Source organism: Bradyrhizobium sp. CCBAU 53415, from assembly GCF_028128735.1.
In the GTDB taxonomy this organism is placed as follows: Bacteria; Pseudomonadota; Alphaproteobacteria; order Rhizobiales; family Xanthobacteraceae; genus Bradyrhizobium.
The window spans coordinates 604,474-627,020 of record NZ_LBJF01000025.1 but is presented as its reverse complement, the minus strand read 5'-3'; the positions used below and the strand labels follow the sequence as shown (position 1 = coordinate 627,020).

The window sequence follows — 22,547 nt, the reverse complement described above, 5'->3', positions numbered from 1 at the left end:
TGCGGTCCGGCATGAGGCCGGACCGGCTGATCAGCGCTGGAACTCGGCGTCGCGGTCGTCTTCGCCGTCGTTCATGTCGAAGGCGAAGCCGCCGCCAGCGGCGACTTTCATCGCGCGCGCCGGTTTGCGAACGGGGACCGGCTTCTTCGTATCGCGATCCACGGCGGCCATGTGCGCAGCCTTCATATGCGCAGCCTTGGCCCGGAGCTGACCGACGGCGCGGTCGATCGGCTCAGCTGCGGCATTCTCCTTGCGCGTTGCGTGCTCGATGCGGAAGAACGAGATGGTGGATTGAAGCTGTTCGGCCTGCGAGGCGAGCTCCTCCGAGGTCGAGGACACCTGCTCGGATGCGCTGGCGTTCTGCTGGCCGACCTTGTCGAGCTGCTGGATCGCCTGGTTGATCTGGGCCGAGCCGACGTCCTGCTCGCGGCAGGCCGCAGTGATCTCCTGCACCAGCTCCGCGGTCTTCTTGATGTCGGGCACGAGCTTGGACAGCATTTGGCCCGCCTCTTGCGCGACCTTGACGCTCTCGGTCGAGAGCGTGCCGATATCTGCTGCGGCCGCCTGGCTGCGCTCGGCGAGCTTGCGCACCTCGGAGGCGACCACCGCAAAGCCCTTGCCGTGCTCGCCGGCGCGCGCGGCTTCGACCGCCGCGTTGAGCGCGAGCAGATCGGTCTGGCGCGCGATCTCCTGCACGATCGTGATCTTCTCGGCGATGGTCTGCATCGCTTCGACGGCACGACCGACGGCGACACCGCTGGCTTCGGCATCCTTGGCGGACTGCCCCGCGATCTTTTCGGTCTGGCTGGCGTTGTCGGCGTTCTGCTTCACGTTGGAGGCCATCTCCTCCATCGAGGAGGAGGCTTCCTCGGCAGACGAAGCCTGCTCGGTCGCGCCTTGCGAGAGCTGCTCGGCGCTGGCCGAGAGCTCCTGGCTGCCGGCGGAGACGTTCTGCGCCGCCGTGATCGCCTCGGCAACGATCTGCCGGAGCTTTTCGACCATCGCGTTCAGCGACCTGATGAGATCTCCGATCTCGTCGTTGCTCGCCGAGGGAATGGTCCGGCTGAGATCACCCTCCGCGACGGCGCCCGCAAGGCCGACAGCCCTTCCGAGCGAGCGGCTGATCGAGATGGAAATCCAGAGCGCAGCCCCGATCGCGACCGCCAGCGAGATGCCGATCAACATCGTCAGCAGGAGTTGGGCCTGGTGCCCCTCTGCCTTGGATTGGACAGCCTGCTCGGCCATCTGCTTCTTCGTGTTGACGACATAGACGCCCATGGCTTCCATCGCGTCTGCGACGACCTTGCGGCCGTCGCCCATCGAGCGCTCCGTGGCCTTCGGCTTGTCCGTCTTCGCCAACCTGATCGTCTCTTCCTGGTAAGCGTTCATCTTGGCGTAAGACGTCGCAAAGCTGTCGAGCAACTTCCTGCCCGCCTCGCTCGCCAACGCATAGACCTCGTCCCTGGTCTTCGTCGCCTCCTCGCGAAGCCTGGCCGCATCGGCGGCAAACTGTTCAACCTGAGCCTCCGTGCCGAGAATGGAATTCTTCTCGGCACGAAGCTGCAGCAGGATGTCTTTTTCGATCTGCGTCGCCTTCTCCATCCGGTTTGCGCGCAGGACCATGCTGTCGGCGGTCGCCATCATGTCGCCGAGCTTCATGTAGGCCACGCCGCCCGCAACACCGGACAGGACGATGATCAAGCCGAACGCACTGGCAAGCTTTGCCTTGACGGTAAATCTCATTTCCAGCCCCTACCCAGGTCTCGCCCGAGACCTCACTTCAATTCAGAATGCGTTCCATGTTCGGAACGATGACGAACTCTTCGCGCCACTTGGCGATGAAGCGGATGAATTCCGGCTTCCAGTGCATGCCGACGCGCGGCGTCTGCTGCACGTCGGTCTGCGAGATCTCCGTGACCTCGTACACCTTGTCGGCGGTGACGCCGACCAGAACCGGCTCGCCGTCGAGCTCGAGCTCGATGACCACGATGCGCGTGTCGGCCGAGTTGTCGAGCTGCGGCATGCCGAAGCGAATGCGCAGATCGGCGAGCGGAATGACGTTACCGCGCACGTTGATCACGCTGGGAACGAAAGCGCGCGCGCCCGCCACCTTGGTCTCAGGGACGGGATCTATGATCTCGCGCACGAGACCGGCGTCGAGTGCGAATTTCTCCTCGCCGAGGCCGATCATCACGACCTGCATCGCGCCGGACTGATGCTCGCCCGCCAAATCCTGGTTCATCACGCCGCCTCGCTGATATGCTGCTTCTCGACCTTCGACTGCGCCAGCGAGACCAACTGCGCGACGTCGAGGATCAGCGCCGCCGTGCCGTCACCTAGGATCGTCGCGCCGGAGAAGATGGTGACGTCGGAGTGCAGCTTGGAGAGCGACTTGATCACGGTCTGGTGGTTGCCGATGATCTGGTCGGCGACGAGGCCGACGCGGGTCTCTCCGGTCGAGATGATGATCGTCTTCTGATGCCGGTCGGGCGCGCCGGACGCGGCCATGAGCTCGCGCAGGCGCAGGAAGGGCACGAGATTGCCGCGCACGTTGAGGAAGTTGCGACCGCGCGAACGCTCGTCCTCGGCCGTCAGCTCGACGCATTCCTCCACCGCCGGCAACGGAATGATGTAACGGCCTTCGCCGACGCGGATCAGCAGGCCCTCGATGATCGCGAGCGTGAGCGGCAGGCGCAGCGTCACGATGGTGGCCTGGCCCGGCCTGGTCGACAAATCGATCGAGCCGCGCATGTTCTCGATGGTGCGCTTGACCACGTCCATGCCGACGCCGCGTCCCGACAGCGCCGAGATCGTCTGCGCGGTCGAGAAGCCCGGGTGAAACAGAAACTGGTGGATCTCGTGATCGGTCAGCACGGCGCCGGCCACGATCAGCCCCTGCTCTTCAGCCTTCGCGCGGATGCGCGCGGTATTGAGGCCGCCGCCATTGTCCTTCACCGTGACGAGCACCTGCGCGCCGGAATGCACGGCGGCGAGCTCGATACGGCCCTGCTCCGTCTTGCCATTGGCCGCGCGCGTGGCAGTGTCTTCGATGCCGTGGTCGATGGCATTGCGGATCAGGTGCACCAGCGGATCAGCCAGACACTCGATCATGGTCTTGTCGAGCTCGGTATCCTCGCCCGAGGTGACGAATTCGACCGGCTTGGACAGGTCCCGCGACAGATCGTGCACGAGGCGGCGGAAGCGACCGAACAAGGAGCCGATCGGCACCATGCGTGCACCCATCGTGGTGTCGCGCAAGGAAGAGGCAAGGCGCTCGATCTCCTCGGCGATCATCTTGATCGAGAGGTCGGAGCCGGAGGCGGCGAGCTGGGTCAGCCGCGCCTGGGCGATGACGAGCTCGCCGACGCGGTCCATCAGCTCGTCGAGGCGCTCGGCCTGGACGCGAACGGTGGCGATGCCACGCTCTTGCTTGGCCTCCTCGCGGCGCGCGGCTGCCGCCTCGCGCTTGATCTCCGGCTTCGCGTCAGATTGGGGCTCCGCCCTGGCGACGGGCTGCCCGGCGGCAGCCTCCACTACCGGCGCAGCCACCTCGGCGATGACAGGCTCTTCGTCGAGCAACTGGAGCAGGGGTGCCGGCGCGGGCGCTTCGACATGTTCCAAAGGCGAGAGCGTCAGCTTCATCTCATCCTGGACGAACATGAAGACGTCGTCGATCGCATCCTTGTCGCAGGCCGCGTGCAGCTTGACGTCCCACTTCAGATAGCAGTCTTCCGGCTCCATCTCGTCGAGGAACGGGACGCCGTCGGTGACGGGCACGACGAAGCAAGGACCGAGCTTGCAGAGGTCTTCCAACAGGTCGAGCGGATTCGAGCCGTTGCGCAGGATTTGCGATTCGAACTCCAGATACAGATGCCAGCCGGCCCGCCTGCTCTCAGCCGGAGTGGGCGGGGACGCCTCGGCGATCTCGACGACAGGAGCGGCGGGCATGTCGGCCGAGACGAAGCGCTTGAGGTCGTCGAGGATGGCTTCGCCGATAATGTCGTCGGTCGACTGCGGATCCTCGATCAACGCGCGGATGTAGTCCTTGGCGGCGAGCGCGACCGAGATCAGCTCCTGCGTCGGCTTGATCTCGCCCTTGCGGACGCGGTCGAAGGCGGTCTCGAATTCGTGGGTGAAGGAGGCGACCTTGTCGAAGCCGAACATGGCGCCCGAGCCCTTGATCGTATGCAGGGCGCGGAAGGCGGAATCGACCAGTTCGCGATCGTCGGGCCGCTGGCCGAGATCGAGCAAGGCCCCTTCAAGAACTTCGAAGAGTTCGCTGGCTTCCTGACGAAAGACCTCGGTCGGGTCCATTGCGCTCATGTGCGCACCAGCTTGCCGACCACGGCGAGCAACTGTTCGGGCTTGAAAGGTTTGGTGATCCAGCCGGTGGCGCCGGCGCTCTTGGCTTCCTGCTTCACCGTGTCGCTGGATTCGGTCGTCAGGAACACGATGGGCATGCCCACCGCGCTCGGCAGCTTGCGCAGTGCGCGAATCAGCTCGAGCCCGTTCATGACAGGCATGTTGAGGTCGGTGATGACGAGGTCGAGCTTGCCGGCTTGCGCCTTCGCCAGCCCTTGCGCGCCGTCGCCGGCCTCGATCACGCTGTGACCGGCCGGCTCGAGCACGACCTTGATCATTTGCCGAATGCTGGGGGAATCATCGACGGTCAGAATCGTGGCCATCAGGTGCCATCTTTCTTTTGCGGGAAATGCTGATCGATCAGCGCCTCGCTCGCGAAGCCGGCGCGGCAAAGGGTGTTGCGAAGAGACTGCGAGAAGGAAGTCAGGACCACCGGGCGGCCCTGGGCCTCGCCCGTCTTGGCCGTCGATAGCAAGAGCTGGATCGAGGTCACGTCGGCCTTGTCGACGCTCGAACAGTCGATCTCGAGCCGCTCCTGGCGGCCGAACGCCTCGCGAATGAGCTCATAGACGTTGCGAATGGCCGCAATGCTGCAATCGGCGGGCAACCGCAACGACCACTTCGGCTCCGTGGGATTGAGCGCCATCGCTGCACCCGCCTCTGCTGAATTCCGGTACTCGTTTGACGCGAATCGAGTGAGCAAACTCCTAACGCGGGCATCCGTACAACTACGGGTCACATTCCCATGGAATTCGCGCAGCTTGGTGCAAGCGTGTACAGCCTGCCGAAATCTCATGCGATGCGTGCACATCCGCGCCGTGGCGGGGCCCACCGGCGCATTTGCTTCGCGTTAAATTTGCTTGGGCTATGGCTGCTGCTCTTGTCATTGCCAACGAGAAGAGAGCCCCGGCCACCGATGCTGACCCAAGCGCTCCTGGTTGATGACAGCCGCTCCGTCCTCAACTTCCTGAAACGTCACATCGAGGCGGAAGGACTGGTCGAGGCCACGACCTTCCTCGATCCCGTGGCGGCGCTGGTTTGCGCCCAGGAGCGCGTGTTCGATCTGGTGCTGGTCGACTACGAGATGCCGCATATGGACGGCATCAGCTTCATCCGCACCTTCCGCAGGCTTCCTGGCTGCACCGACATTCCGATCGCAATGATCACCTCGCGTCAGACCGATGACGTCAAGATGGCGGCGCTGCAGGCCGGTGCAACGGACTTTCTACCGAAGCAGCCACAAAGCCTCGAGATGACGGTGCGCCTGCGGAATTTAATTCAGCTTGGTGCAGCCGTGCGCAAGCTCAATGACCGCGCCGCACATCTCGCCAGCGAAGTCGCAGCGGCAACACAAAAGCTCGGTGAGCGCGAGGAGGAGATCATCCTGCGGCTCGCGCTCGCGGTCGAATACCGCGACAACGACACCGGCGAGCACACGCTGCGAGTCGCCAGGTACAGCCGCATCATCGCCGAGCAGCTCGGCTTGCCGGCCCGGCTCTGCCGCGACATCTATCTGGCCGCTCCCCTGCACGACGTTGGCAAGGTCGCCATTCCCGACAATATCCTGCTCAAGCCGGGCAGGCTCACCGACGAGGAGATGGCGGTGATCCGGACGCATGCGACGATCGGCGAGCGGATCCTGGCCGATTCCAGCTGCGAGCTGATCCGGCTCGGTGCGCAAATTGCCGCAGGCCATCACGAGCGCTGGGACGGTGCGGGGTATCCGAACGGCCTCGAGGCGGATGAAATCCCGGTCGCCGCACGCGTGGTCGCAGTCGCCGACGTCTTCGACGCCCTGACGACGCGGCGGCCGTACAAGGAGCCGATGCCGCTCGAGGCGGCGCGCAGCTACCTCGCCGAGAACGCGGGGCGGCAGTTCGATCCGGCCTGCGTCGAGGCCTTCCTGTCGCGCTGGGACGAGGTGGTCGAGATCGCCGCCGGCCAGCGGGCGTCTCCTTTTCACAGGACCGAGGCCCCTCTGGCTCCCGTTGTTGAGGATACAGCGGAGAGCCGTCCGGTCGAGGACCATTCCGCCAAGGCAGTCCCGGCCACCTGACCTGATCAACCGGTCAACACCTTGCCGCGGCTCCATTTTTTTCTCTGGTCGCCGGTTTGAACCTGTTCCTGTTAAAGTGGCACCAACAACTAAGAGTGATTTTGGTCACACTTGCTTGGGGCACCCTGCTGTAAGCATCGAACCGGGACGGGCCGGTAGAGCATCGTCGAATTGGATGAGAATTCCCATGAAAAGCCTGATCGGCGCCTTCGTCGGCGCGTTCTGCCTTGCTGCCCCCGCTTTGGCGCAGACTCCTGCCGCGATCGTCGAGGACGTTCAAGGCAAGGTCGACGGCATCGCGTTCATGGACTATGTGGCGCCGGGCAAGATCATCAAGCTCGGACCCAAGGCCGGCATCACGCTCAGCTACCTCAAATCGTGTGAGCGCGAGACGATCAGCGAGGGCGTCGTTCTGGTCGGCACCGAGCAGAGCACCGTGCAGTTGGGCGAGGTCAAGCGGGAGAAGGTGCCCTGCGACACCAATGCGGCAAAACTGTCGGAGCGCCAGGCGAACCAGAGTGCCGCAACGACCTTCCGTAACGTGCGGTCGGACGCCAAGAGCGCCCCGTCCAAGCTGCCGACGCTCTACGGTGTCGCACCACTGGTGCAGGCCAGGAGCGGGAGCACGCTGATCATCGAACGCACCGACGGCAAGGAGCCCACGATCACCGTGCCGCTCAGGAACGAAACCATGGTCGGCGGCAAGTTCTATGACTTCGCCAAGGCCGGGAAGTCGCTGACTCCGGGCGGCAGCTACCTCGCCATTCTCGGCGCCAAGCGCTACGCCTTCCAGATCGACGCCAGCGCCACGTCATCGCCGACGCCGATCGTCGGCCGCCTGCTGCGGCTCGAATAGGCGACTCCGCGAAGGTGCGATGCGGCGGATCGGCAGGCGGGACATCGTTGCGGCAATCCTGATTGCGCTCCTTGCGGGCGCGGTCTTCACGTCACCGCCGCTTCAGACGCTGCAAGGTCTCTCCCTCGACATCCTCACGGCGCTGCGCGGCAAGATCATCGGCGATCGCCGTGATCCCGCCACGTCGCCGGTCGTCGTGGTGGCGATCGACGGGGAGACCTACGACACCCCTCCCTTCAAGGGATCGCCGACGCAGACCTGGACGCGCGAGATCGGCCGGGTGCTCGGGAGCATCGCCGAGGGCGGGGCCAAGGTGATCGGCTTCGACGTCATCTTCAAGAACTCGATCGAGCAGTCGGAGATTCCGTTCGGCGACGCGCCGGTCGGCGCCCGCATGCGGGGATTTGACCGGGACTATCTGATAGCCCTGCGGCAGATCTCCGACGCCGGCAAGCTGGTGCTCGGCGAGATCCTGAGCAACGCCCATCCAGAACCACCCTACCGTGCGCAGCAACTGGCGGTGCGAAACAACGTCCGCGCGCTCAACGTCCACACCGACGCGGACGACGTCATCCGGCGGATGCCGCTCACCTTCTCCATCGACGACAAGCCGGTGCCCGCGATGGCCGTCGAACTCGCCGCGCGAGCTCTCGGCGCCAAGCCCGAGATCGGGCCATCCGGCGCGATGGAGTTGTCCGGCTACACGATTCCGAGCGCGGTGCCCAATACGCTGACGCTCAATTTTCGCGGCCAGGGCCGCGACGTCCCGGCCTATTCCTTCGCCGACCTGCGCGCCTGCGCCGAGAAGGGCGACCGCGATTTCTTCCGCCGCAGCTTCGACGGCAAGGTCGTATTGCTCGGCACCATCCTCAGTTTCGAGGACCGCAAGCTGACCTCGATGCGATTGTCCGGCGGCCATGACGGCTCGCCCGCGCCACGATGCGCCCTGCCCGCCCCCGCCAGCACCGTTCAGAAGGCCCGTAGCGACATCGCGGGTGTGTTCGTGCATGCCACAGCGATCCGAAACCTGATCGAGCAGGACGCGGTGACCGAGCTCGGCTTCGCCGCGCGGACCGCTCTCACGATTGCGATCGCAGCGATCATCGCCTGCGCGGCCTGCATGCTCGCACCTGTCGGCGCGGTGACCGCCTGGATCGCCGTCATCGCCGTCTACGCAGCCTTCGCCGTCGGTGCGTTCGCACATGCGCTGGCGCTGCCTGTGGCTGAACCCGCCCTGGCAAGCCTCGCAGCGCTGGCAATGATGATCGGCTATCGATTCGTGCTGGCCGATCGCGACGAGCGCTTCCTGCGCAAGAGCTTCGCCTACTATCTCGCGCCTGAGGTCATCGACACCATGATGGCGTCCGGCAAGATGCCGGCACTCGGCGGCGAGATGCGCAACGTCACCATGCTCTTCTCCGACCTCAGCGGCTTCTCGTCCATTGCCGAGACCATGACGCCGGTCGAGCTGGTCACGCTGATGAACGAATATCTGTCCGCCATGACCGACATCATCGAAAGCCATGGCGGCTACGTCGACAAATATATCGGCGATTCCATCGTCGCCATGTTCGGCGCGCCGGCCGACGATCCTACGCACGCGCGTAACGCGGTTCGCGCCGCGCTGGAGTGCCACGAGAAGCTGGCGGAGCTCAATTCCGGCAATCCGGCCTTCGCCGGCCACGGCCTGTCGCATCGCATCGGACTCAACAGCGGCGAAGCCGTGGTCGGCAATATCGGCTCGCGGCGCCGCTTCAATTACACCGTGATGAGCGACACCGTGAACGTCGCCTCGCGGCTCGAGGGCGCCAACAAATATTACGGCACGGCGATCATGGCATCGGAATCCACCATGGCGCAGACCGGCGACACATTCGCCTGGCGCGAGCTCGATGCGATCAGGGTCCAGGGGCGCGGCGAGGCGCTCAGGGTGTTCGAGCCGCTGGCGGAGAAGGGCACGGAGAGCGCCGAACAGATGAAGGTGGCCACGGCGTATGCGGAGGGGCTGGCATGTTGGCGCACACGGGAATTTGCGAAGGCCGCTGATGCGTTCGCCAAAATGGCGAAGACCGATCCGGCGTCAGCGCTGTTCGCCAAGCGAGCGAGAGTATTCACCGTAAATCCACCACCGCCGGACTGGACCCCGGTCAACACACTCGAAGGAAAGTAGCGTCCTCTCCCCCTCTCCCTCCAAGAAAGCGTGAAAGAGCGGCTGCCGTTAAAACGGCAGTCCCACGTAATTCTCCGCGAGCAGGCGCTGCGCCGTCTCGGACGAGAGCAGATAGTCCAGCTCCGTCTGCTGGAGCCGATCATCATACTCGATCCGGTCGGGGAAGCGATGCAGCAGCATCGTCATCCACCAGGAGAAGCGTTGTGCCTTCCAGATCCGCGCGAGCGCCTTGGCGGAATAGCCTTTGAGACCGGAATCGTCGCCGCTCCGATAGTGCGCGAGCATCGCGTGGTAGAGATAGTAGATGTCGGAAGCGGCGCTGTTCAGTCCGCGCGCGCCGGTCGGCGGCACGATGTGAGCTGCATCTCCGGCGAGGAACAGCCGGCCATAGCTCATCGGCTCGGCGACGAAGCTTCGCAACGGCGCGATGCTTTTCTCGATCGAAGGTCCCGTGATCAGGTGGCCGGCGACCTCCCCCGGAAGGCGGCGCTTCAGCTCGGCCCAGAACGCATCGTCGCTCCAGTCCTCCACCTTGTCGGTCAACGGCACCTGGATGTAGTAGCGGCTCAGCACCTGCGAGCGCAGGGAGCAGAGCGCAAAGCCGCGCTCGTGCCTCACGTAGATCAGCTCAGGCGACACCGGTTTCGTGCGCGACAGTACCCCCAGCCAGCCGAACGGATAGACCTTCTCATATTCGCGCAGCACGTCCTGCGGGATCGACTTGCGGCTGACACCGTGAAAACCGTCGGCGCCGACGATGTAGTCGCAATCGACGCGGATCGTCTCGCCGTTCGAGCGATAGGTCACGTGGGGATGGTCCGACGTCAAATCATGTGGCGTCACGTCCTCCGCGTTGTGCACGACCTTGCCGCCGAGCCGGTCGCGCGCCTCGTAGAGGTCGCGCGTCAGCTCGGTCTGGCCATAGACCAGCACCGAATTGCCGCCGGAATGCTTGTGCAGGTCGATCTTGGAGAGCACGCCGTCATGGGCGATCTCGAACCCGCGGTGGATCTCGCCCTCGCGGTCCATCCGCTCGCCGCACTGGGCCTCGCGCATCAGCTTCGCAAAGCCGTGCTCGAGCACGCCGGCGCGGATGCGGGCGAGCACGTGATCGCGGCTGTATTTCTCCAGCACGATGGTGTCGATGCCCTTCAGGTGCAGAAGCTGGGACAGCAACAGCCCGGACGGCCCGCCGCCGATGATACAGACCTGAACTTTCATTTTTGCGTCCTCCCGTCGGCACTTTTTTGCAGGTCCAACGCCGCAAACCGATGGAGGGTTTTGCCTTTGTCTTGTACTATTCGAACATGCGAAGCACAGCCCCGGCGATCCGGGTCTACAATCTGTTCGGCGAGTCCGGCGACCTGCCCGACGTCGTGCATTGCGAGACGATTGCGTCCCGCTCGGTGCTGCATGACTGGACCCTGGCGGTGCACCGCCATGCCCGGCTGCACCAGGTGCTGCTGATCGAGCGCGGCGGCGGCGAGGCAACGCTCGATGGACGCATGGTGCCCTTGAGGCCGATGCAGATCGTCAACGTGCCTGTGGGCCATGTCCATGGCTTCCGCTTCGTGCCGGATACCCAGGGATGGGTGCTGACCATCGCGGCGGAGATTCTGGACGAGACGCTGCTCGCCGCCGAGGGCCTGCGCGGTGCGCTGTCGCGATCGGCCGTGGTGCGCGGCACGCCGCAGATCCGCGCCACGATGAAGCAGATCTTCGCCGAACACGCCGCCCGCGATTTCGGCCGTGCTCATGTGCTCCGCGCCTTGTCGTCGGCCATGGTCGGGCTCGTGGCCCGCGCGCTCACCGGCGAGAGCGGCGGCAGCGGCACGGCGGAAAGCGGACTATTCCGCCGCTTCGAGGCGCTGCTCGAACAGCACCATCTCGAGCGCTGGAGCGTTGCGGACTACGCAGGCGCGCTATCGATCACGCCGACCCATCTCAACCGGATCACGCGGGCAGCGACCGGCGACACTGCTTCGCACCTGATCCTCAACCGGCTGGTCCGCGAGGCACGGCGCAACCTCGTCTACACCAACCTGCCGGTCTCGACGATCGCCTATGCGCTGGGCTTCGAGGACCCCGCCTATTTCAGCCGCGTCTATGCCGCCGCCACGGGATTGTCGCCGCGCGCGTTTCGCGCGCAGCTCCATGGTGACGAAGGCTGAGGCTCCGGATGCCGAACCGCCAAGCGTCGCATTCTACTCGCGCGCGCTTTCCTGCCTGGCATGGATCGGCCCTTCCTCGGGATGCCTCCTTTCATAGTGAAGGAACAGATCGAGCAGCGCCAGAAGCACGATGACGACACCGAAACCGATGCCGAAGTGCATCGCGCGTGTGTGCGCAAAGCCAAGCAACCAGGGCGACACGATGAGCCAGATGCCCATCAAAACGTTGAGCCACTCCTCCCAATCTCGATAGGCAATGATGGCAGCCAGCGACAGGATGCCGATGATCGCGCTCGTTACCCAGAGATCGATCTTGCCCTGGCTGACCGTCATCTTGAACAGCCATGGGGATATGAAGAGGACAGCGGCGAGAAACAGATTGTAGACGTCAGGGACAGTTTCGCGCTCTTGCAACCTGCTCATGACACACCACTCCGCGGGCTATGTCGGAGAAAGCATTTGCAAGCGCTTTGGTTCCCGATCAACGCGCTTCGTATGCTAGACCTTGGTCGCAAGCTGTAGTGCGAGCCGGTCTCCTCGATCCGGCGTCTTCGCGGCACTTACCTTCGTATACGGGGTGCTATCCTTTGGATAGAGGCCCCTTACCTCCGTACAATTGAGCGCCGAATGCGCGCGCCTTAGCGTTACTGCATTCGGCGCTCTGGCGCTGGTGGCATGGAACCTCCCTAACCTCGGCGCAAGGCGGCCACTCCTGTCCGGTCGTCTGCGCCGCTTTTTCAGCAGGCCCGTCGGCGCCTTCAGTATTTTCGGCCGGATCGTCGGCTTTCGTGTCGAACTGGGGATTTGTGCATAATGTCTTCGTTTGGGAAGATCGCACTCTTGATCGATGGTTCCAATCTCTATGCCACCTCCAAGGCGCTCGGCTTCGACATCGATTACAGGCGGTTGCTCAGCGAGTTTCAAAGCCGGGGTACGCTGCTGCGCGCCCTTTACTACACGACCGTCGAGGATCAGGAGTTTTCGTCAATCCGCCCGCTGATCGATTGGCTCGACTATAACGGATACACCGTCGTCACCAAGCTCACCAAGGAGTTCGTCGACGCCAGCACCGGCCGCCGCAAGGTGAGGGGCAGCATGGATGTCGACCTCGCCGTGAGTGCGATGGAACTCGCCGAACACGTCGATCAGATCGTGTTGTTTTCGGGCGATGGGAATTTTCGGTCGCTGGTAGAATCCCTGCAACGCCGCGGTGTCCGCGTGACGGTCCTCTCCACACTGTCCACCCAGCCGCCCATGATCGCCGACGACCTGCGCCGGCAGGCGGACGTCTTCATCGATTTGGCTGAACTGAAGCCAAGAGTGGGGCGCAATCCGGTCGACCTGCCGGCATCGCGCGAGGTGCGGCAGCCACCGCAATTCCTCGCGCGCGGAACGATCAAACGCGACGACCGGGTCGAGTGACCCCTGCGGGACGATCGCCGGATCTTCACACGTCGAAGAATACCGTCTCGTCCGGACCCTGCAAATTGATCGTGAAGGAATACACGACCTTGCCGGCACGCTCGCTGCGCTTCGCGATCAGCGTCGAGCGACGGGTCGGCTGCTCGATCAGGTTGAGCACGGGGTCGGCGGCATTGGCCGCCTCTTCGTCCGAGAAGTAGAGCCGCGTGTTGAGGCCGATATTGATGCCGCGCGCGACGACCCAGACGTTGATGTGCGGCGCGCATTTGCGGCCCGCCTTGTCGGTGATCGCGCCCGGCTTGATGGTCTCGAAGGTGACGAGGCCGCTGTCGAAGTCGGAACCGGCCCGGCCCCAGCCGCGAAACTCCGGCTCCAGCGCGCCTGCCGAGCGATCGGCCGGATGGTTGTAGCGACCGCTCGCATTGGCCTGCCAGATCTCCAGCAGCACGTCGCGCAGCGGCGTGCCGGTGCCGTCGAGCACCTTGCCTTCCAGCGTGATGCGTTCACCTGCAGTGTTCGGCGTCACCAGCACGTTGGAGAAGTTCTTCTCGAAAATGTCGAAGCCGGCCATCGCCGGGATCAAGCCGATATGGACGTAGGGCCCGGCCGTCTGCGAGGCGGTTTCCTTGAGATAGTTGAGCGGCTGCGGCATGGCTCAGTTCCCCTCGGTACGATTTTCGAAATAGGTGGAGCGCTGGCCGCGCAGGACGATGTCGAAGCGGTAGGCGAGCGAATCGAACGGCGTGGAGGCGTTGAGGTCGAGCGGCGCCACGAGGCGGTCGAGCGCGTCCTTGTCCGGGATCGTCGTCAGGATCGGGCAGACCGGGATCAAGGGATCGCCCTCGAAATACATCTGCGTGATCAGCCGCTGCGCGAAGCCCGAGCCGAACACCGAGAAGTGGATGTGGGCCGGGCGCCAGCTGTTGACGTAGTTGCGCCAGGGATAAGGCCCCGGCTTCACGGTGCGGAAATAGTAGTAACCGGTCTCGTCGGTCAGCGCGCGGCCGCAGCCACCGAAATGCGGGTCGATCGGCGCCAGATACGTGTCCTTCTTGTGCCGGTAGCGGCCGCCGGCATTGGCCTGCCAAAACTCGACGAGCGTGTTCGGAACGCCCCGGCCGGTCTCGTCCAGCACGCGGCCGTGGATGATGATGCGCTCGCCGACGGGATCGCCGTCCTTGGCGTAGTTGCGGATCAGGTCGTTGTCGAGCGGGCCGAGATCATTGTGCCCGAACACCGGCCCCGTGATCTCCGAGACCGAGTTCTCCAGCGACAACAGCGCTTGGCGCGGCGAGCGCAGCACCGAGGATTTGTACCCCGGCGCATGCGCCGGCGGATGAATGGAGCGGTCGCGCTGGAAGAAGCCGCCATCGCCGAGCGGCGGCGTGAAGGGCTCGGGACGATTGAGGCGGGGATCCCGCAAGGCTGGCGCCTGGACATTCATCGGCGTTGTCTCTCCCTGTGGGCGCCCGGGTCCGGGCGCACGGCTTGTCGGGAGATCATGGGACGGTCTATTCTCAAGATAAATAGATCAATTATAATGAATTCCATCAAGGAAATCGATCATTTGGCGCTCGACGGCCACGCGCTCGAACTGTTCCTCGCCGTGCTGGAGGAGGGATCGGTCACAGCTGCGGCAACACGGCTCGGCCTGACGCAATCGGCGGTCAGCCACGGACTGAACAAGCTGCGGCGGATCGCCGGCGATCCCCTGTTCGCCAAATCCGGCCGCGGCATCGTCGCCACGGCGCACGCCCAGGCCCTCGCGACGAAGGCGCGCGCGCTGATCGACGAGATGCGCAGCTTTGCCGGCGGCGTCACCTTCGCGCCGGCGCAGGCCCAGCTCTCGCTGACGGTGGCCGCCAATGACTTCCAGCGCGACCTGCTGCTGCCGCGCTTCTTCAACCATGTCGCCGAGCAGGTGAAGAGCCTGAACCTGCGCGTGATCCCCTCACAGTCGCCTTCGCCCGCGATGCTGCGCGAAAACCGCTGCGATCTCCTGATCACGCCGCTACCGCCATCCGGCGTCGACATCGTGCAGAAGCGGCTGCTGAGGGATCACTACGTCTGCTACTACGACGCAAAGGCGCGTGCTGCGCCGACCAGCCGCAACGCCTATCTCGCGGCGCGTCACATCACCGTGGTCTACACCGACAACGAGCGGCTGGACTTCGACCGGCGGCTCGCGGCAAACGGGCTTCACCGCGACATCGCGATCTCCGTGCCGAGCTTCTCCGGCGTGCCATCCTTCCTGCGCGGCTCGCAGATGCTTGCGAGCATGCCGAGCCTGCTCGCATCCGGTGTGATGCGCGATTTCGCGCATGCGCGAATTCCATTGGCCTCCCGCACGCGAACGCTGGCCGAGCTGCCGATGTTCATGGTCTGGCACCAGCGCTATCAGAAGGACCCTGCCCATCGCTGGATCAGGACCGAGCTCGAGACCGTTGCGGCGACGGCCGCCGCCTGAACGACGGGCCCGCCGCCGCTAAGAGCCTGATTCCCGCCAGACCCACTGGTTGCGCAGGGGGAGGCACGCTAAAATCCTGCCATGACAGTGACCGACATTGCGAGCCGGACCTATAATCACAGCTGGCGGCTGGATCCCATCATCCGCAGCCTGCTGGATACCGACTTCTACAAGCTATTGATGTTGCAGATGATTCGGGAGGACTACCCGAGTCAGCAGGTGACCTTCTCGGTCATCAACCGCTCGCGCCATGTGCGGCTCGCCGAGATCATCGACGAGGGCGAGCTGCGCGCCCAGCTCGACCATGCCCGTACCATCCGCTTCAGCAAGAAAGAGCTGATCTGGCTGGCCGGCAATACTTTCTACGGCAAGACCCATATGTTCTCGGCGGACTTCATCCGCTGGCTGGCGGAATTCCGCCTGCCCGAATACGAGCTGCGCAAGGTCGAGGGCCAGTACGAGCTGCATTTCCACGGCCCCTGGACCCACACGACCATGTGGGAGATTCCGGCGCTTGCGATTCTCAATGAGCTGCGTTCGCGTGCAGCAATGAAGGGCCGCGGCCGCTTCGAGCTCGACGTGCTCTACGCCCGCGCCAAGGCCAAGCTGTGGACCAAGGTCGAACGGCTGCGGAAGCTCGAGAACCTGCGGCTCTCCGACTTCGGCACCCGCCGCCGTCACGGGTTCCTCTGGCAGCGCTGGTGCGTCGAGGCGGTGAAGGAAGGCCTGGGCTCATCCTTCATCGGCACATCCAACGTGCTGCTCGCAATGGACAACGATCTCGAAGCCATCGGCACCAACGCGCATGAGCTGCCGATGGTCGCAGCCGCGCTCGCCAGGGACGACGAGGAATTGCGCTGGGCGCCCTACCGCATTCTCGACCAATGGCGCCAGACCTATGGCGGCAACCTCCTGATCGCGCTGCCCGACGCCTTCGGCACCAAGGCCTTCCTGCGCGATGCGCCGGAATGGGTCGCCGACTGGACCGGCTTCCGTCCCGACAGCGCGCCGCCGATCCAGGCCGGCGAGGAGATCGTCGCCTGGTGGGAGAAGAAGGGCCGCAACCCCAGGGACAAGCTGCTCGTCTTTTCCGACGCGATGGACGTCGGCTCGATCGAGGAGACCTATCATCACTTCGCCGGGCGCGTGCGGCTCTCCTTCGGCTGGGGCACCAACCTCACCAACGACTTCGTCGGCTGCACGCCGGACGGCTCGTTCAGCCTCGATCCGATCTCGCTGGTCTGCAAGGTCTCGTCGGTCGACGGCCATCCGGCCGTCAAGCTCTCCGACAATCCGGAGAAGGCGACCGGCCTTCCCTCGGAGATCGAGCGGTACCTGCGCGTGTTCGGCGACGCCGGTCGCGTGCGCCAGCCGGTGCTGGTATAGCACCGGACCAAGCTCCCTCGATCAGGTAGATCGCGCAGGACGGAATGCACGGCATTGGTTCGCCGTTACCGCGCCGGTCCCGGTTCGCCGGCATTTGATGCGATTTGCGGGCGGCTACTTCACGACGGCTTCACCCTGTGGCGGAGTCCCTTGCGCCTTTCAGGTCGGGTTAAGCAACCATCCCGTCTACTCTGCGTTGCAGGCGCAACGTTCGGTTGGGATCGTCGATCGACTTGGGGAATAGAGTGCTTCGCAGAACAGCGACGTCGGCGGAGGGGCGCAACCTCCTTCACGTCATCAAGCTCGTCTCGCCTTTCGTGATGGTCGTCGTGCTCCAGGCGGCGATCGCGGGATTCAGTCTCGAGGTGATGTCCTCGGTCCGCGCCTATGTCGCGGGCGAAGCACTTTGGTCGCGCTCGCAGAAGAATGCCGTCTATTTCCTCAATCTCTATCTGCATTCGGGTGAGACCAGCCAGTTCGCGCAATACCATGCCTCGCTCGCCGTTCCCATCGGGGACGAGTTCGCGCGCTGGGCGCTCGAGCGCGATCCGGTCGACGTCGAGGCCGCCCGCATCGGCTTCCTGCAAGGCGGCAACCATCCCGATGACGTACCGGGTCTGATCTGGCTGTTTCGCTACTTCAGCCGCGTCAGCTTCCTTCAGAACGCGATCCGCGAGTGGGCTGCCACCGACCCCATGCTGCTGGAGCTCAGCATCTTTGGGGAGGTCATCCGGTCCGCGCTGGAGCACGGCCCCATTCAGGACGACGATCGCCTGCGATTCCTGTCGTCACGGCTCTCGGAGCTCAATGCCCAGTTCACGGTGCACGCCAACCGGTTCTCCACCGTTCTCGGCGAAGGCTCCCGCGCGATCAAGGTGACGCTGACTTGCATCAACATCGTCACCGCCGCGACGCTGATCCTGCTTCTGATCTGGCATACGCGGCGGCTGGTGCTGCAACGGCAGGCGTTCGAAGACGCCTTGCATGCCGAGAAGGAACGCCTGGCCTGGCAGGCATCGCACGACTGGCTGACCGGCCTGTCAAACCGTCGCGCCTTCGAGGCGCGCCTGCAAAGCGAGCTCGACAATGCGGCGGCGGGTGCGCTCGGCCTCATCCTGCTCGACCTCGACCAGTTCAAGAGTGTCAACGATAGCTGCGGCCACCTTGCCGGCGACCGCCTGCTCTGCCAGGTCTCGCGCCTCCTGCAACAGGGCCGGCATGCGCATGATCTGGTGGCCCGGCTCGGCGGTGACGAATTCGGTCTGATCCTGCCGCGATGCTCGCCCTTCGATGCCGTCGATATTGCCGAGCGTCTGCGCAGATCGCTCGAGCTGTTCGATTTCGCCTGGGACGATCGCTGCTTTGCGGTCACCGCCAGCATCGGCGTGACCTGCATCGCCGACCGCAACACCACGCTCGAGGATGCGATGCGGCGCGCGGATGCCGCCTGCTATCGCGCCAAGGAAAAGGGACGCAACCGTGTTCAGGTCGAGAGCGGAAGACCCGGCGTTGTCGCCGTCGCAGCCCGACCGCGCGAGGCTGCGCGCGCCTGACGCGGCTCGCCACCGTCACCGCGGGGGCAAGAATCCCGAGCCCTCTGAGATGCATGTCGAGGAACCGTTGGTCACAAAGGCAGACCGTCGCCTACCTTCGCGACGGCCGATTTCAACCGAGACAAGGAAATTACGCCGCCGTCCGCCGCTCCTGCGCGTAGCGCAACAGCGCGGTGAAGCGATAGATGCCGTGCACGAACTTGCCGTAGGGCATGGTGATGAACAACGCGAACACGGCGCCGAGATGCAGCGCGAGCAGCGGCCCCATCGCGCCAGTCTCGCGCAGGACCAGCAGCAGCATCCCGGTGAGGCCAGTCAGGAACAGCATGGCGATGAACCCGACATCCATGCCGTAACGACTCTCGTCAAGCAATGCCGGATCGCGTCGCATCCTGGCCAAGAACAGGCCGATCGGCCCGACGATCAGGCCGATGCCGCCGAGCGTGCCCAGCGCCACCGGCACGTCCCACCACGGATATGGCGCCTCGCGGCCGAGCAGATAGTGATACAGCGTCGCCACCGTCGTCGCGGCAAAGCAGAGCAGGAAGCCGTAGAAGGTCAGGTGGTGATAGCGCTTGCGCCGGTCGGTGGGCTTGTCGTCCTCGTTGTAGCAACCGACACCGCCGCCATGGAGATAGCGCAACTCGCCGGCGTCGCGGATCGCCTGGAAGATCGAGCCGCCGTCCGCGCGGCCGCCAATGGGCGCGCCGATGTCGCGCCAGAAGGCGCGCACGCTCATAACGAGGGCGAAGATCGCGTAAAGGAATGCAGCGCCGAAGAGCCAGGCCATCGCGCTATGCGGCATCAGCCTGTAGAACGCGCCGGGTCCGGTCTGCACGCCGAGCAGCACGCCGCGGTCGTTGAGCGCAACGAAGCCGAGAATGAAGGCGGCCATGCTGAGCGCGGCGATGATGCTGATGACGAGCCCGTTGCGCGCAAACGCGCCGGACAGCGCCTGCGGCCAGGCATAGGCCGCATAGGATTCCGCGCGCGCGACCGCCAGCGTCTTGGGGACGTTGACGTTGAACTCGTGCGGCGGCGAGAACTGGCAGTCGACGTAGCAGGCGCCACAGGCATGGCAGAGATTGGCGAGATAGTTGAGGTCGCCGTCGGAAAAGGCACGGCGCATCTCCATGGCGGGAAACACCGCGCACAGACCCTCGCAGTAGCGGCAGGAATTGCAGACCGTCATCAGACGGTCGGCCTCGTCGAGAATCCTAGTTCCGTGCATGTTTTGCCGCTTCCCGTCCCGCGATCCGCCCGAACACGCTGCCGATGGTCATGCCCATGCCGGCGGCATAGCCCTTGCCGAGCACGTTGCCGGCCATGATCTCGCCGGCCGCGAACATGTTGCCTGACGGCTTGCCGTCCTTCATCAGCATTCGCGCCTCCTTGTTCACGCGCGTGCCGAGATAGGTGAAGGTGATGCCGGGCCGCACCGGATAGGCAAGAAAAGGCGATGTCTCGATCCGACGCGCCCAATGCGTCTTCGGCGGCGCGATGCCTTCGGTACGGCAGTCGTCGAGGATGGTGTGGTCGAACGTGCCGGGCCGCACCGCGGCATTGAACTCGGTGACGGTCTTCTCCAGCGCGGCCGGTTCGAGATCGAGCTTGCCGGCGAGCTCGGCCACCGTTTGCCCGGCGATAGGCGGAAACAGCGTCGGCATGAAGCTGGTGACGACGGTGGAATCGAAGATGATGTAGGCGATCTGGTCGGGCTGCGCCGCGACCAGCCGCCCCCAGATCGCGTAGCGCTTCGGCCAGATGTCCTCGCCCTCGTCGTAGAAGCGCTGTGCGTGCTTGTTGACGACGATGCCGAATACGACCGAGTCGTGCCGCGTGATGATGCCGCCGTCGAACTTCGGCGCGCGGGCGTCGATCGCGACCGCATGGCACTGGGTGGGATCGCCGACCTCCTGCACGCCCTTGTCGAGCAGCATCTTCAGGATCGAGCCACGATTATAGGGCGTGCCGCGGATCAGGAAGTTGTCGGCGGCTTCGCCCCAATATTGCTTCAGCCATTCGATGTTGGCCTCGAAGCCGCCGGCCGCTGCGACCAGCGAGGTGGCGCGGATCTCGGTCTCACCCTTCACCGGCCGCTTGAGGCGCGCGGCAAGGAACATGCCGTCCTCGATCACGAGATCGGTGACCTCGGCATCGTATTCGACCTCGACGCCGAGCCGTTCGGCGGTGAGATACAGCGCGTTGAGCATCGCGCGGCCCCCGCCGAGAAAGAAGGAGTTGGTGCGGCCGAGGCTCAGCGTGCCGCCGAGCGAAGGCTGCCAGCGCACGCCCTGCTCCACGATCCAGTCCAGGATGTCCCGGGACTCGCGGATCATGTGACGGGCCAGCACTTCGTCAGTCTGCCCGCCGGTGACACGCAGCAGGTCCTCCCAGAATTCCTCCTCGGTGTAGGGACCGGTGAGGATTTCGGTCGCAGCGTCATGGGCGCAGCGCATATTGCGGGTGTGGCGGGTGTTGCCGCCGCGATAGAATTTCGGCGCGCCTTCGAGCACGAGCACCGAGGCGCCGCCGCGCCGGGCGCTGATCGCCGCGCACAGCGCCGCATTGCCGCCGCCGATCACCAGCACGTCGTATTTGCTGCTCATCCCGTCTGCCCGATGCGACGAAGTTGGAGACATTCCGCCGGCAGGTGGTTCCGATCGAGCCGATCCGCCATTGCGCACCTTTGTATACAAAGATATACATAAACGACGCAAGCGGCATCTCTGCATGGGCAGGATGCGCATCGGGGGACAATGGCCAGACGGCAGGCAAAGGCAGGTGGAGCGATCGCGCGCGGCGGCGGCATTGCGCTCGGCGAAGCCGTATTCCGCTCGCTGTGCGAAGCGCTCCAGGCCGGGAACTACCGCGCCGGCGACCGCCTGCGCGAGGAGGAGGTGGCCCAGCGCCTGAAGGTCAGCCGAACGCCGGTTCGCGAAGCCCTGGGCCGCCTCGCGGCGCGCGGCTTCGTCGAGCCGGCCGGAGGCCGCGGGCTGATCGTCCGCAATCTCGACATCTCCGAGGTGCTCGAGCTCTACGCCATGCGCGAGATCATGGAAGGCGCCGCCGCGCGCCTCGCCGCCGAACACGCCTCCGCCACGGAGATCGACGCGCTCCGCGATATCGAGCAAGCCTTTGTCGAAGCATCCGCGACCGACCCTGCCGAGATGGCAGGAGAAATGGCAAGGCTCAATCGCGCCTTCCACGAGGCCATCTGCCGCGCCGCACGCAACCGCTATCTCGACAACGCGTCGCGGGAATTGCAGGACTGGATCGCCCTGCTCGGCCCGACCACCTTCACTGTATCGGGCCGCCCCTCGACCAGCCACGATGAGCATCGGGCCATCATCGAGGCGATCGCGGCGCGCGACGGCGACAAGGCCGAGCAGCTCGCGCGGGCTCACATCCGTGAGGCGCTGCGCTGCCGGCTGAAGCTGCTGCAGAAGCAGTAGACGAGACGCTCACGCGAGCACGCCTGCAACGGTCGCCTTCAGAACATCCCTGACGTCACCGGGCTTCAGCCGCACCTGCAAGCCGCGCTGGCCGCCGTTGAGGTAGACGAGGTCATGTACCAGCGCGCTCTGTTCGATCACGGTGCGCACCGGCTTCCGCTGCCCGAACGGGCTGATGCCGCCGACCTTGTAGCCGGTGACGCGCTCGGCTTCAGGCGGCTTCATCATCTGGGCGGACTTGCCGCTTGTCGCAGCGGCAAGCTTCTTCATCGACACCTCCTGGTCGGACGGAACGACCACGCAGACCGGCTTGCCGTCCACCAGCGCCATCAGCGTCTTCAGGACGCGCGCCGGGTCCTCGCCGAGGGCGGCGGCCGCCTGGAGACCGATGCTCTCGGCGTCGGGATCATAGTCGTAGGTGTGGACGGTGAAGGCGAGACCGGCGGTCGCGAGCGCACGTGTGGCGGGGGTGACTTTGGACATGGGCGATGTCTAGCACTGTCGCTGCGGGGCGCGAAGCGGCGTGAGGCAGGCCGGCACCACACACTCAGTCGTCGTCCTGGCGAAAGCCAGGACCCATTACCCCAGGGAGAAGTTAGACACGCTGTTCGGTACTACGACCACCCGCAATCGATAGATTCCGCGGTAT

Annotated in this window: 21 protein-coding genes; 9 read left to right on the top strand and 12 right to left on the bottom strand. The window is 64.8% G+C overall.

From position 1 onward, the window contains the following. Positions 1-30 precede the first annotated feature (30 nt). The 5 genes from XH87_RS24015 to XH87_RS23995 are packed head-to-tail and all read right to left on the bottom strand — an operon-like array spanning position 31 to position 5,008. A complete protein-coding gene (locus XH87_RS24015) occupies positions 31-1,743 on the bottom strand; it encodes a methyl-accepting chemotaxis protein (protein WP_271589141.1) in 1,713 nt (570 codons plus the stop codon). 37 nt (positions 1,744-1,780) lie between these two features. Further along, positions 1,781-2,242, bottom strand: a complete 462-nt coding sequence (locus XH87_RS24010) for a chemotaxis protein CheW (RefSeq protein WP_035700176.1) — start codon at positions 2,240-2,242, stop codon at positions 1,781-1,783. Then, positions 2,242-4,323: a chemotaxis protein CheA gene (locus tag XH87_RS24005; protein WP_271589140.1), complete on the bottom strand. Its 2,082-nt coding sequence runs from the start codon at positions 4,321-4,323 to the stop codon at positions 2,242-2,244. Before XH87_RS24005 ends, XH87_RS24010 begins: the two co-directional genes overlap by 1 nt. Continuing rightward, complete coding sequence (locus tag XH87_RS24000) at positions 4,320-4,685, bottom strand: response regulator (RefSeq protein ID WP_035700180.1); 366 nt, start codon at positions 4,683-4,685, stop codon at positions 4,320-4,322. Before XH87_RS24000 ends, XH87_RS24005 begins: the two co-directional genes overlap by 4 nt. Then, on the bottom strand, positions 4,685-5,008 hold the full coding sequence (locus XH87_RS23995; protein WP_158667705.1) for an STAS domain-containing protein: 324 nt from the start codon (positions 5,006-5,008) through the stop codon (positions 4,685-4,687). Before XH87_RS23995 ends, XH87_RS24000 begins: the two co-directional genes overlap by 1 nt. Before the next feature lie 270 nt (positions 5,009-5,278). Here XH87_RS23995 and XH87_RS23990 point away from each other — a divergent pair, with 270 nt between their 5' ends. The 3 genes from XH87_RS23990 to XH87_RS23980 all read left to right on the top strand — a co-directional run bounded on the left by XH87_RS23990 (position 5,279) and on the right by XH87_RS23980 (position 9,444). Beyond that, a complete protein-coding gene (locus XH87_RS23990; RefSeq protein WP_271589139.1) occupies positions 5,279-6,418 on the top strand; it encodes an HD domain-containing phosphohydrolase in 1,140 nt (379 codons plus the stop codon). Between the two features lie 187 nt (positions 6,419-6,605). Then, a complete protein-coding gene (locus XH87_RS23985) occupies positions 6,606-7,274 on the top strand; it encodes a hypothetical protein (protein WP_035700188.1) in 669 nt (222 codons plus the stop codon). Positions 7,275-7,293: 19 nt separating this feature from the next. Next, entirely contained in the window at positions 7,294-9,444 is a 2,151-nt protein-coding gene (locus XH87_RS23980; protein ID WP_271589138.1) for an adenylate/guanylate cyclase domain-containing protein, read from the top strand. A gap of 48 nt (positions 9,445-9,492) precedes the next feature. On the opposite strand, the gene pobA is transcribed toward XH87_RS23980, so the two are convergent. After that, positions 9,493-10,665 (bottom strand): 4-hydroxybenzoate 3-monooxygenase, encoded by a 1,173-nt coding sequence (gene pobA, locus XH87_RS23975; RefSeq protein WP_271589137.1) that lies wholly within the window; start codon positions 10,663-10,665, stop codon positions 9,493-9,495. Between the two features lie 50 nt (positions 10,666-10,715). Between pobA and XH87_RS23970 the strand changes: the two genes are divergently transcribed. Then, on the top strand, positions 10,716-11,615 hold the full coding sequence (locus tag XH87_RS23970; RefSeq protein ID WP_271589136.1) for a helix-turn-helix domain-containing protein: 900 nt from the start codon (positions 10,716-10,718) through the stop codon (positions 11,613-11,615). 33 nt (positions 11,616-11,648) lie between these two features. Here the strand turns inward: XH87_RS23970 and XH87_RS23965 are convergent, their stop codons facing one another. Next, entirely contained in the window at positions 11,649-12,038 is a 390-nt protein-coding gene (locus XH87_RS23965) for an SPW repeat protein (RefSeq protein WP_050990867.1), read from the bottom strand. A gap of 390 nt (positions 12,039-12,428) precedes the next feature. Here XH87_RS23965 and XH87_RS23960 point away from each other — a divergent pair, with 390 nt between their 5' ends. Continuing rightward, entirely contained in the window at positions 12,429-13,037 is a 609-nt protein-coding gene (locus XH87_RS23960; protein ID WP_271589135.1) for a LabA-like NYN domain-containing protein, read from the top strand. Positions 13,038-13,062: 25 nt separating this feature from the next. On the opposite strand, the gene pcaG is transcribed toward XH87_RS23960, so the two are convergent. Next, positions 13,063-13,689, bottom strand: coding sequence for a protocatechuate 3,4-dioxygenase subunit alpha (gene pcaG / locus XH87_RS23955; protein WP_158667693.1), 627 nt, complete (start codon positions 13,687-13,689; stop codon positions 13,063-13,065). Positions 13,690-13,692: 3 nt separating this feature from the next. Further along, positions 13,693-14,481 (bottom strand): protocatechuate 3,4-dioxygenase subunit beta, encoded by a 789-nt coding sequence (gene pcaH / locus XH87_RS23950; protein WP_271589134.1) that lies wholly within the window; start codon positions 14,479-14,481, stop codon positions 13,693-13,695. A 96-nt stretch (positions 14,482-14,577) separates the two neighbouring features. Here pcaH and XH87_RS23945 point away from each other — a divergent pair, with 96 nt between their 5' ends. The 3 genes from XH87_RS23945 (at position 14,578) to XH87_RS23935 (ending at position 18,443) form a co-directional block, all read left to right on the top strand. Next, positions 14,578-15,504, top strand: a complete 927-nt coding sequence (locus XH87_RS23945) for a LysR family transcriptional regulator (RefSeq protein ID WP_271589133.1) — start codon at positions 14,578-14,580, stop codon at positions 15,502-15,504. Positions 15,505-15,585: 81 nt separating this feature from the next. Next, complete coding sequence (pncB, locus tag XH87_RS23940) at positions 15,586-16,890, top strand: nicotinate phosphoribosyltransferase (protein ID WP_271589132.1); 1,305 nt, start codon at positions 15,586-15,588, stop codon at positions 16,888-16,890. Between the two features lie 245 nt (positions 16,891-17,135). Next, entirely contained in the window at positions 17,136-18,443 is a 1,308-nt protein-coding gene (locus XH87_RS23935) for a GGDEF domain-containing protein (protein ID WP_271589131.1), read from the top strand. A gap of 130 nt (positions 18,444-18,573) precedes the next feature. On the opposite strand, the gene tcuB is transcribed toward XH87_RS23935, so the two are convergent. Together tcuB and tcuA are read right to left on the bottom strand one after the other, a co-directional pair. Then, positions 18,574-19,674, bottom strand: a complete 1,101-nt coding sequence (gene tcuB, locus XH87_RS23930) for a tricarballylate utilization 4Fe-4S protein TcuB (RefSeq protein ID WP_271589130.1) — start codon at positions 19,672-19,674, stop codon at positions 18,574-18,576. Then, positions 19,661-21,052 (bottom strand): FAD-dependent tricarballylate dehydrogenase TcuA, encoded by a 1,392-nt coding sequence (gene tcuA, locus XH87_RS23925; protein WP_271589129.1) that lies wholly within the window; start codon positions 21,050-21,052, stop codon positions 19,661-19,663. Before tcuA ends, tcuB begins: the two co-directional genes overlap by 14 nt. A 150-nt stretch (positions 21,053-21,202) precedes the next feature. On the opposite strand from tcuA, the gene XH87_RS23920 reads away from it, so the two are divergent. Beyond that, positions 21,203-21,898, top strand: coding sequence for a GntR family transcriptional regulator (locus tag XH87_RS23920; RefSeq protein ID WP_271589128.1), 696 nt, complete (start codon positions 21,203-21,205; stop codon positions 21,896-21,898). Between the two features lie 9 nt (positions 21,899-21,907). Here XH87_RS23920 and ybaK read toward each other — a convergent pair whose 3' ends face one another. Further along, the gene (ybaK, locus tag XH87_RS23915) at positions 21,908-22,381 is read right to left on the bottom strand and encodes a Cys-tRNA(Pro) deacylase (protein ID WP_271589127.1); all 474 of its coding nucleotides are present in this window, start codon (positions 22,379-22,381) and stop codon (positions 21,908-21,910) included. Positions 22,382-22,547: the final 166 nt, after the last annotated feature.

Bases quoted from the DNA above. Each gene is read 5' to 3' on its own strand.
- pcaG (WP_158667693.1), bottom strand. From the start codon at position 13,689: ATGCCGCAGCCGCTCAACTATCTCAAGGAAACCGCCTCGCAGACGGCC.
- XH87_RS24005 (WP_271589140.1), bottom strand. From the start codon at position 4,323: ATGAGCGCAATGGACCCGACCGAGGTCTTTCGTCAGGAAGCCAGCGAA.
- XH87_RS23920 (WP_271589128.1), top strand. From the start codon at position 21,203: ATGGCCAGACGGCAGGCAAAGGCAGGTGGAGCGATCGCGCGCGGCGGC.
- XH87_RS23945 (WP_271589133.1), top strand. From the start codon at position 14,578: ATGAATTCCATCAAGGAAATCGATCATTTGGCGCTCGACGGCCACGCG.
- XH87_RS24010 (WP_035700176.1), bottom strand. From the start codon at position 2,242: ATGAACCAGGATTTGGCGGGCGAGCATCAGTCCGGCGCGATGCAGGTC.
- pncB (WP_271589132.1), top strand. From the start codon at position 15,586: ATGACAGTGACCGACATTGCGAGCCGGACCTATAATCACAGCTGGCGG.
- tcuA (WP_271589129.1), bottom strand. From the start codon at position 21,052: ATGAGCAGCAAATACGACGTGCTGGTGATCGGCGGCGGCAATGCGGCG.
- ybaK (WP_271589127.1), bottom strand. From the start codon at position 22,381: ATGTCCAAAGTCACCCCCGCCACACGTGCGCTCGCGACCGCCGGTCTC.
- XH87_RS23990 (WP_271589139.1), top strand. From the start codon at position 5,279: ATGCTGACCCAAGCGCTCCTGGTTGATGACAGCCGCTCCGTCCTCAAC.
- XH87_RS23995 (WP_158667705.1), bottom strand. From the start codon at position 5,008: ATGGCGCTCAATCCCACGGAGCCGAAGTGGTCGTTGCGGTTGCCCGCC.
- XH87_RS23960 (WP_271589135.1), top strand. From the start codon at position 12,429: ATGTCTTCGTTTGGGAAGATCGCACTCTTGATCGATGGTTCCAATCTC.
- XH87_RS24015 (WP_271589141.1), bottom strand. From the start codon at position 1,743: ATGAGATTTACCGTCAAGGCAAAGCTTGCCAGTGCGTTCGGCTTGATC.
- XH87_RS23965 (WP_050990867.1), bottom strand. From the start codon at position 12,038: ATGAGCAGGTTGCAAGAGCGCGAAACTGTCCCTGACGTCTACAATCTG.
- XH87_RS24000 (WP_035700180.1), bottom strand. From the start codon at position 4,685: ATGGCCACGATTCTGACCGTCGATGATTCCCCCAGCATTCGGCAAATG.
- pcaH (WP_271589134.1), bottom strand. From the start codon at position 14,481: ATGAATGTCCAGGCGCCAGCCTTGCGGGATCCCCGCCTCAATCGTCCC.
- XH87_RS23980 (WP_271589138.1), top strand. From the start codon at position 7,294: ATGCGGCGGATCGGCAGGCGGGACATCGTTGCGGCAATCCTGATTGCG.
- XH87_RS23985 (WP_035700188.1), top strand. From the start codon at position 6,606: ATGAAAAGCCTGATCGGCGCCTTCGTCGGCGCGTTCTGCCTTGCTGCC.
- XH87_RS23970 (WP_271589136.1), top strand. From the start codon at position 10,716: ATGGAGGGTTTTGCCTTTGTCTTGTACTATTCGAACATGCGAAGCACA.
- pobA (WP_271589137.1), bottom strand. From the start codon at position 10,665: ATGAAAGTTCAGGTCTGTATCATCGGCGGCGGGCCGTCCGGGCTGTTG.
- tcuB (WP_271589130.1), bottom strand. From the start codon at position 19,674: ATGCACGGAACTAGGATTCTCGACGAGGCCGACCGTCTGATGACGGTC.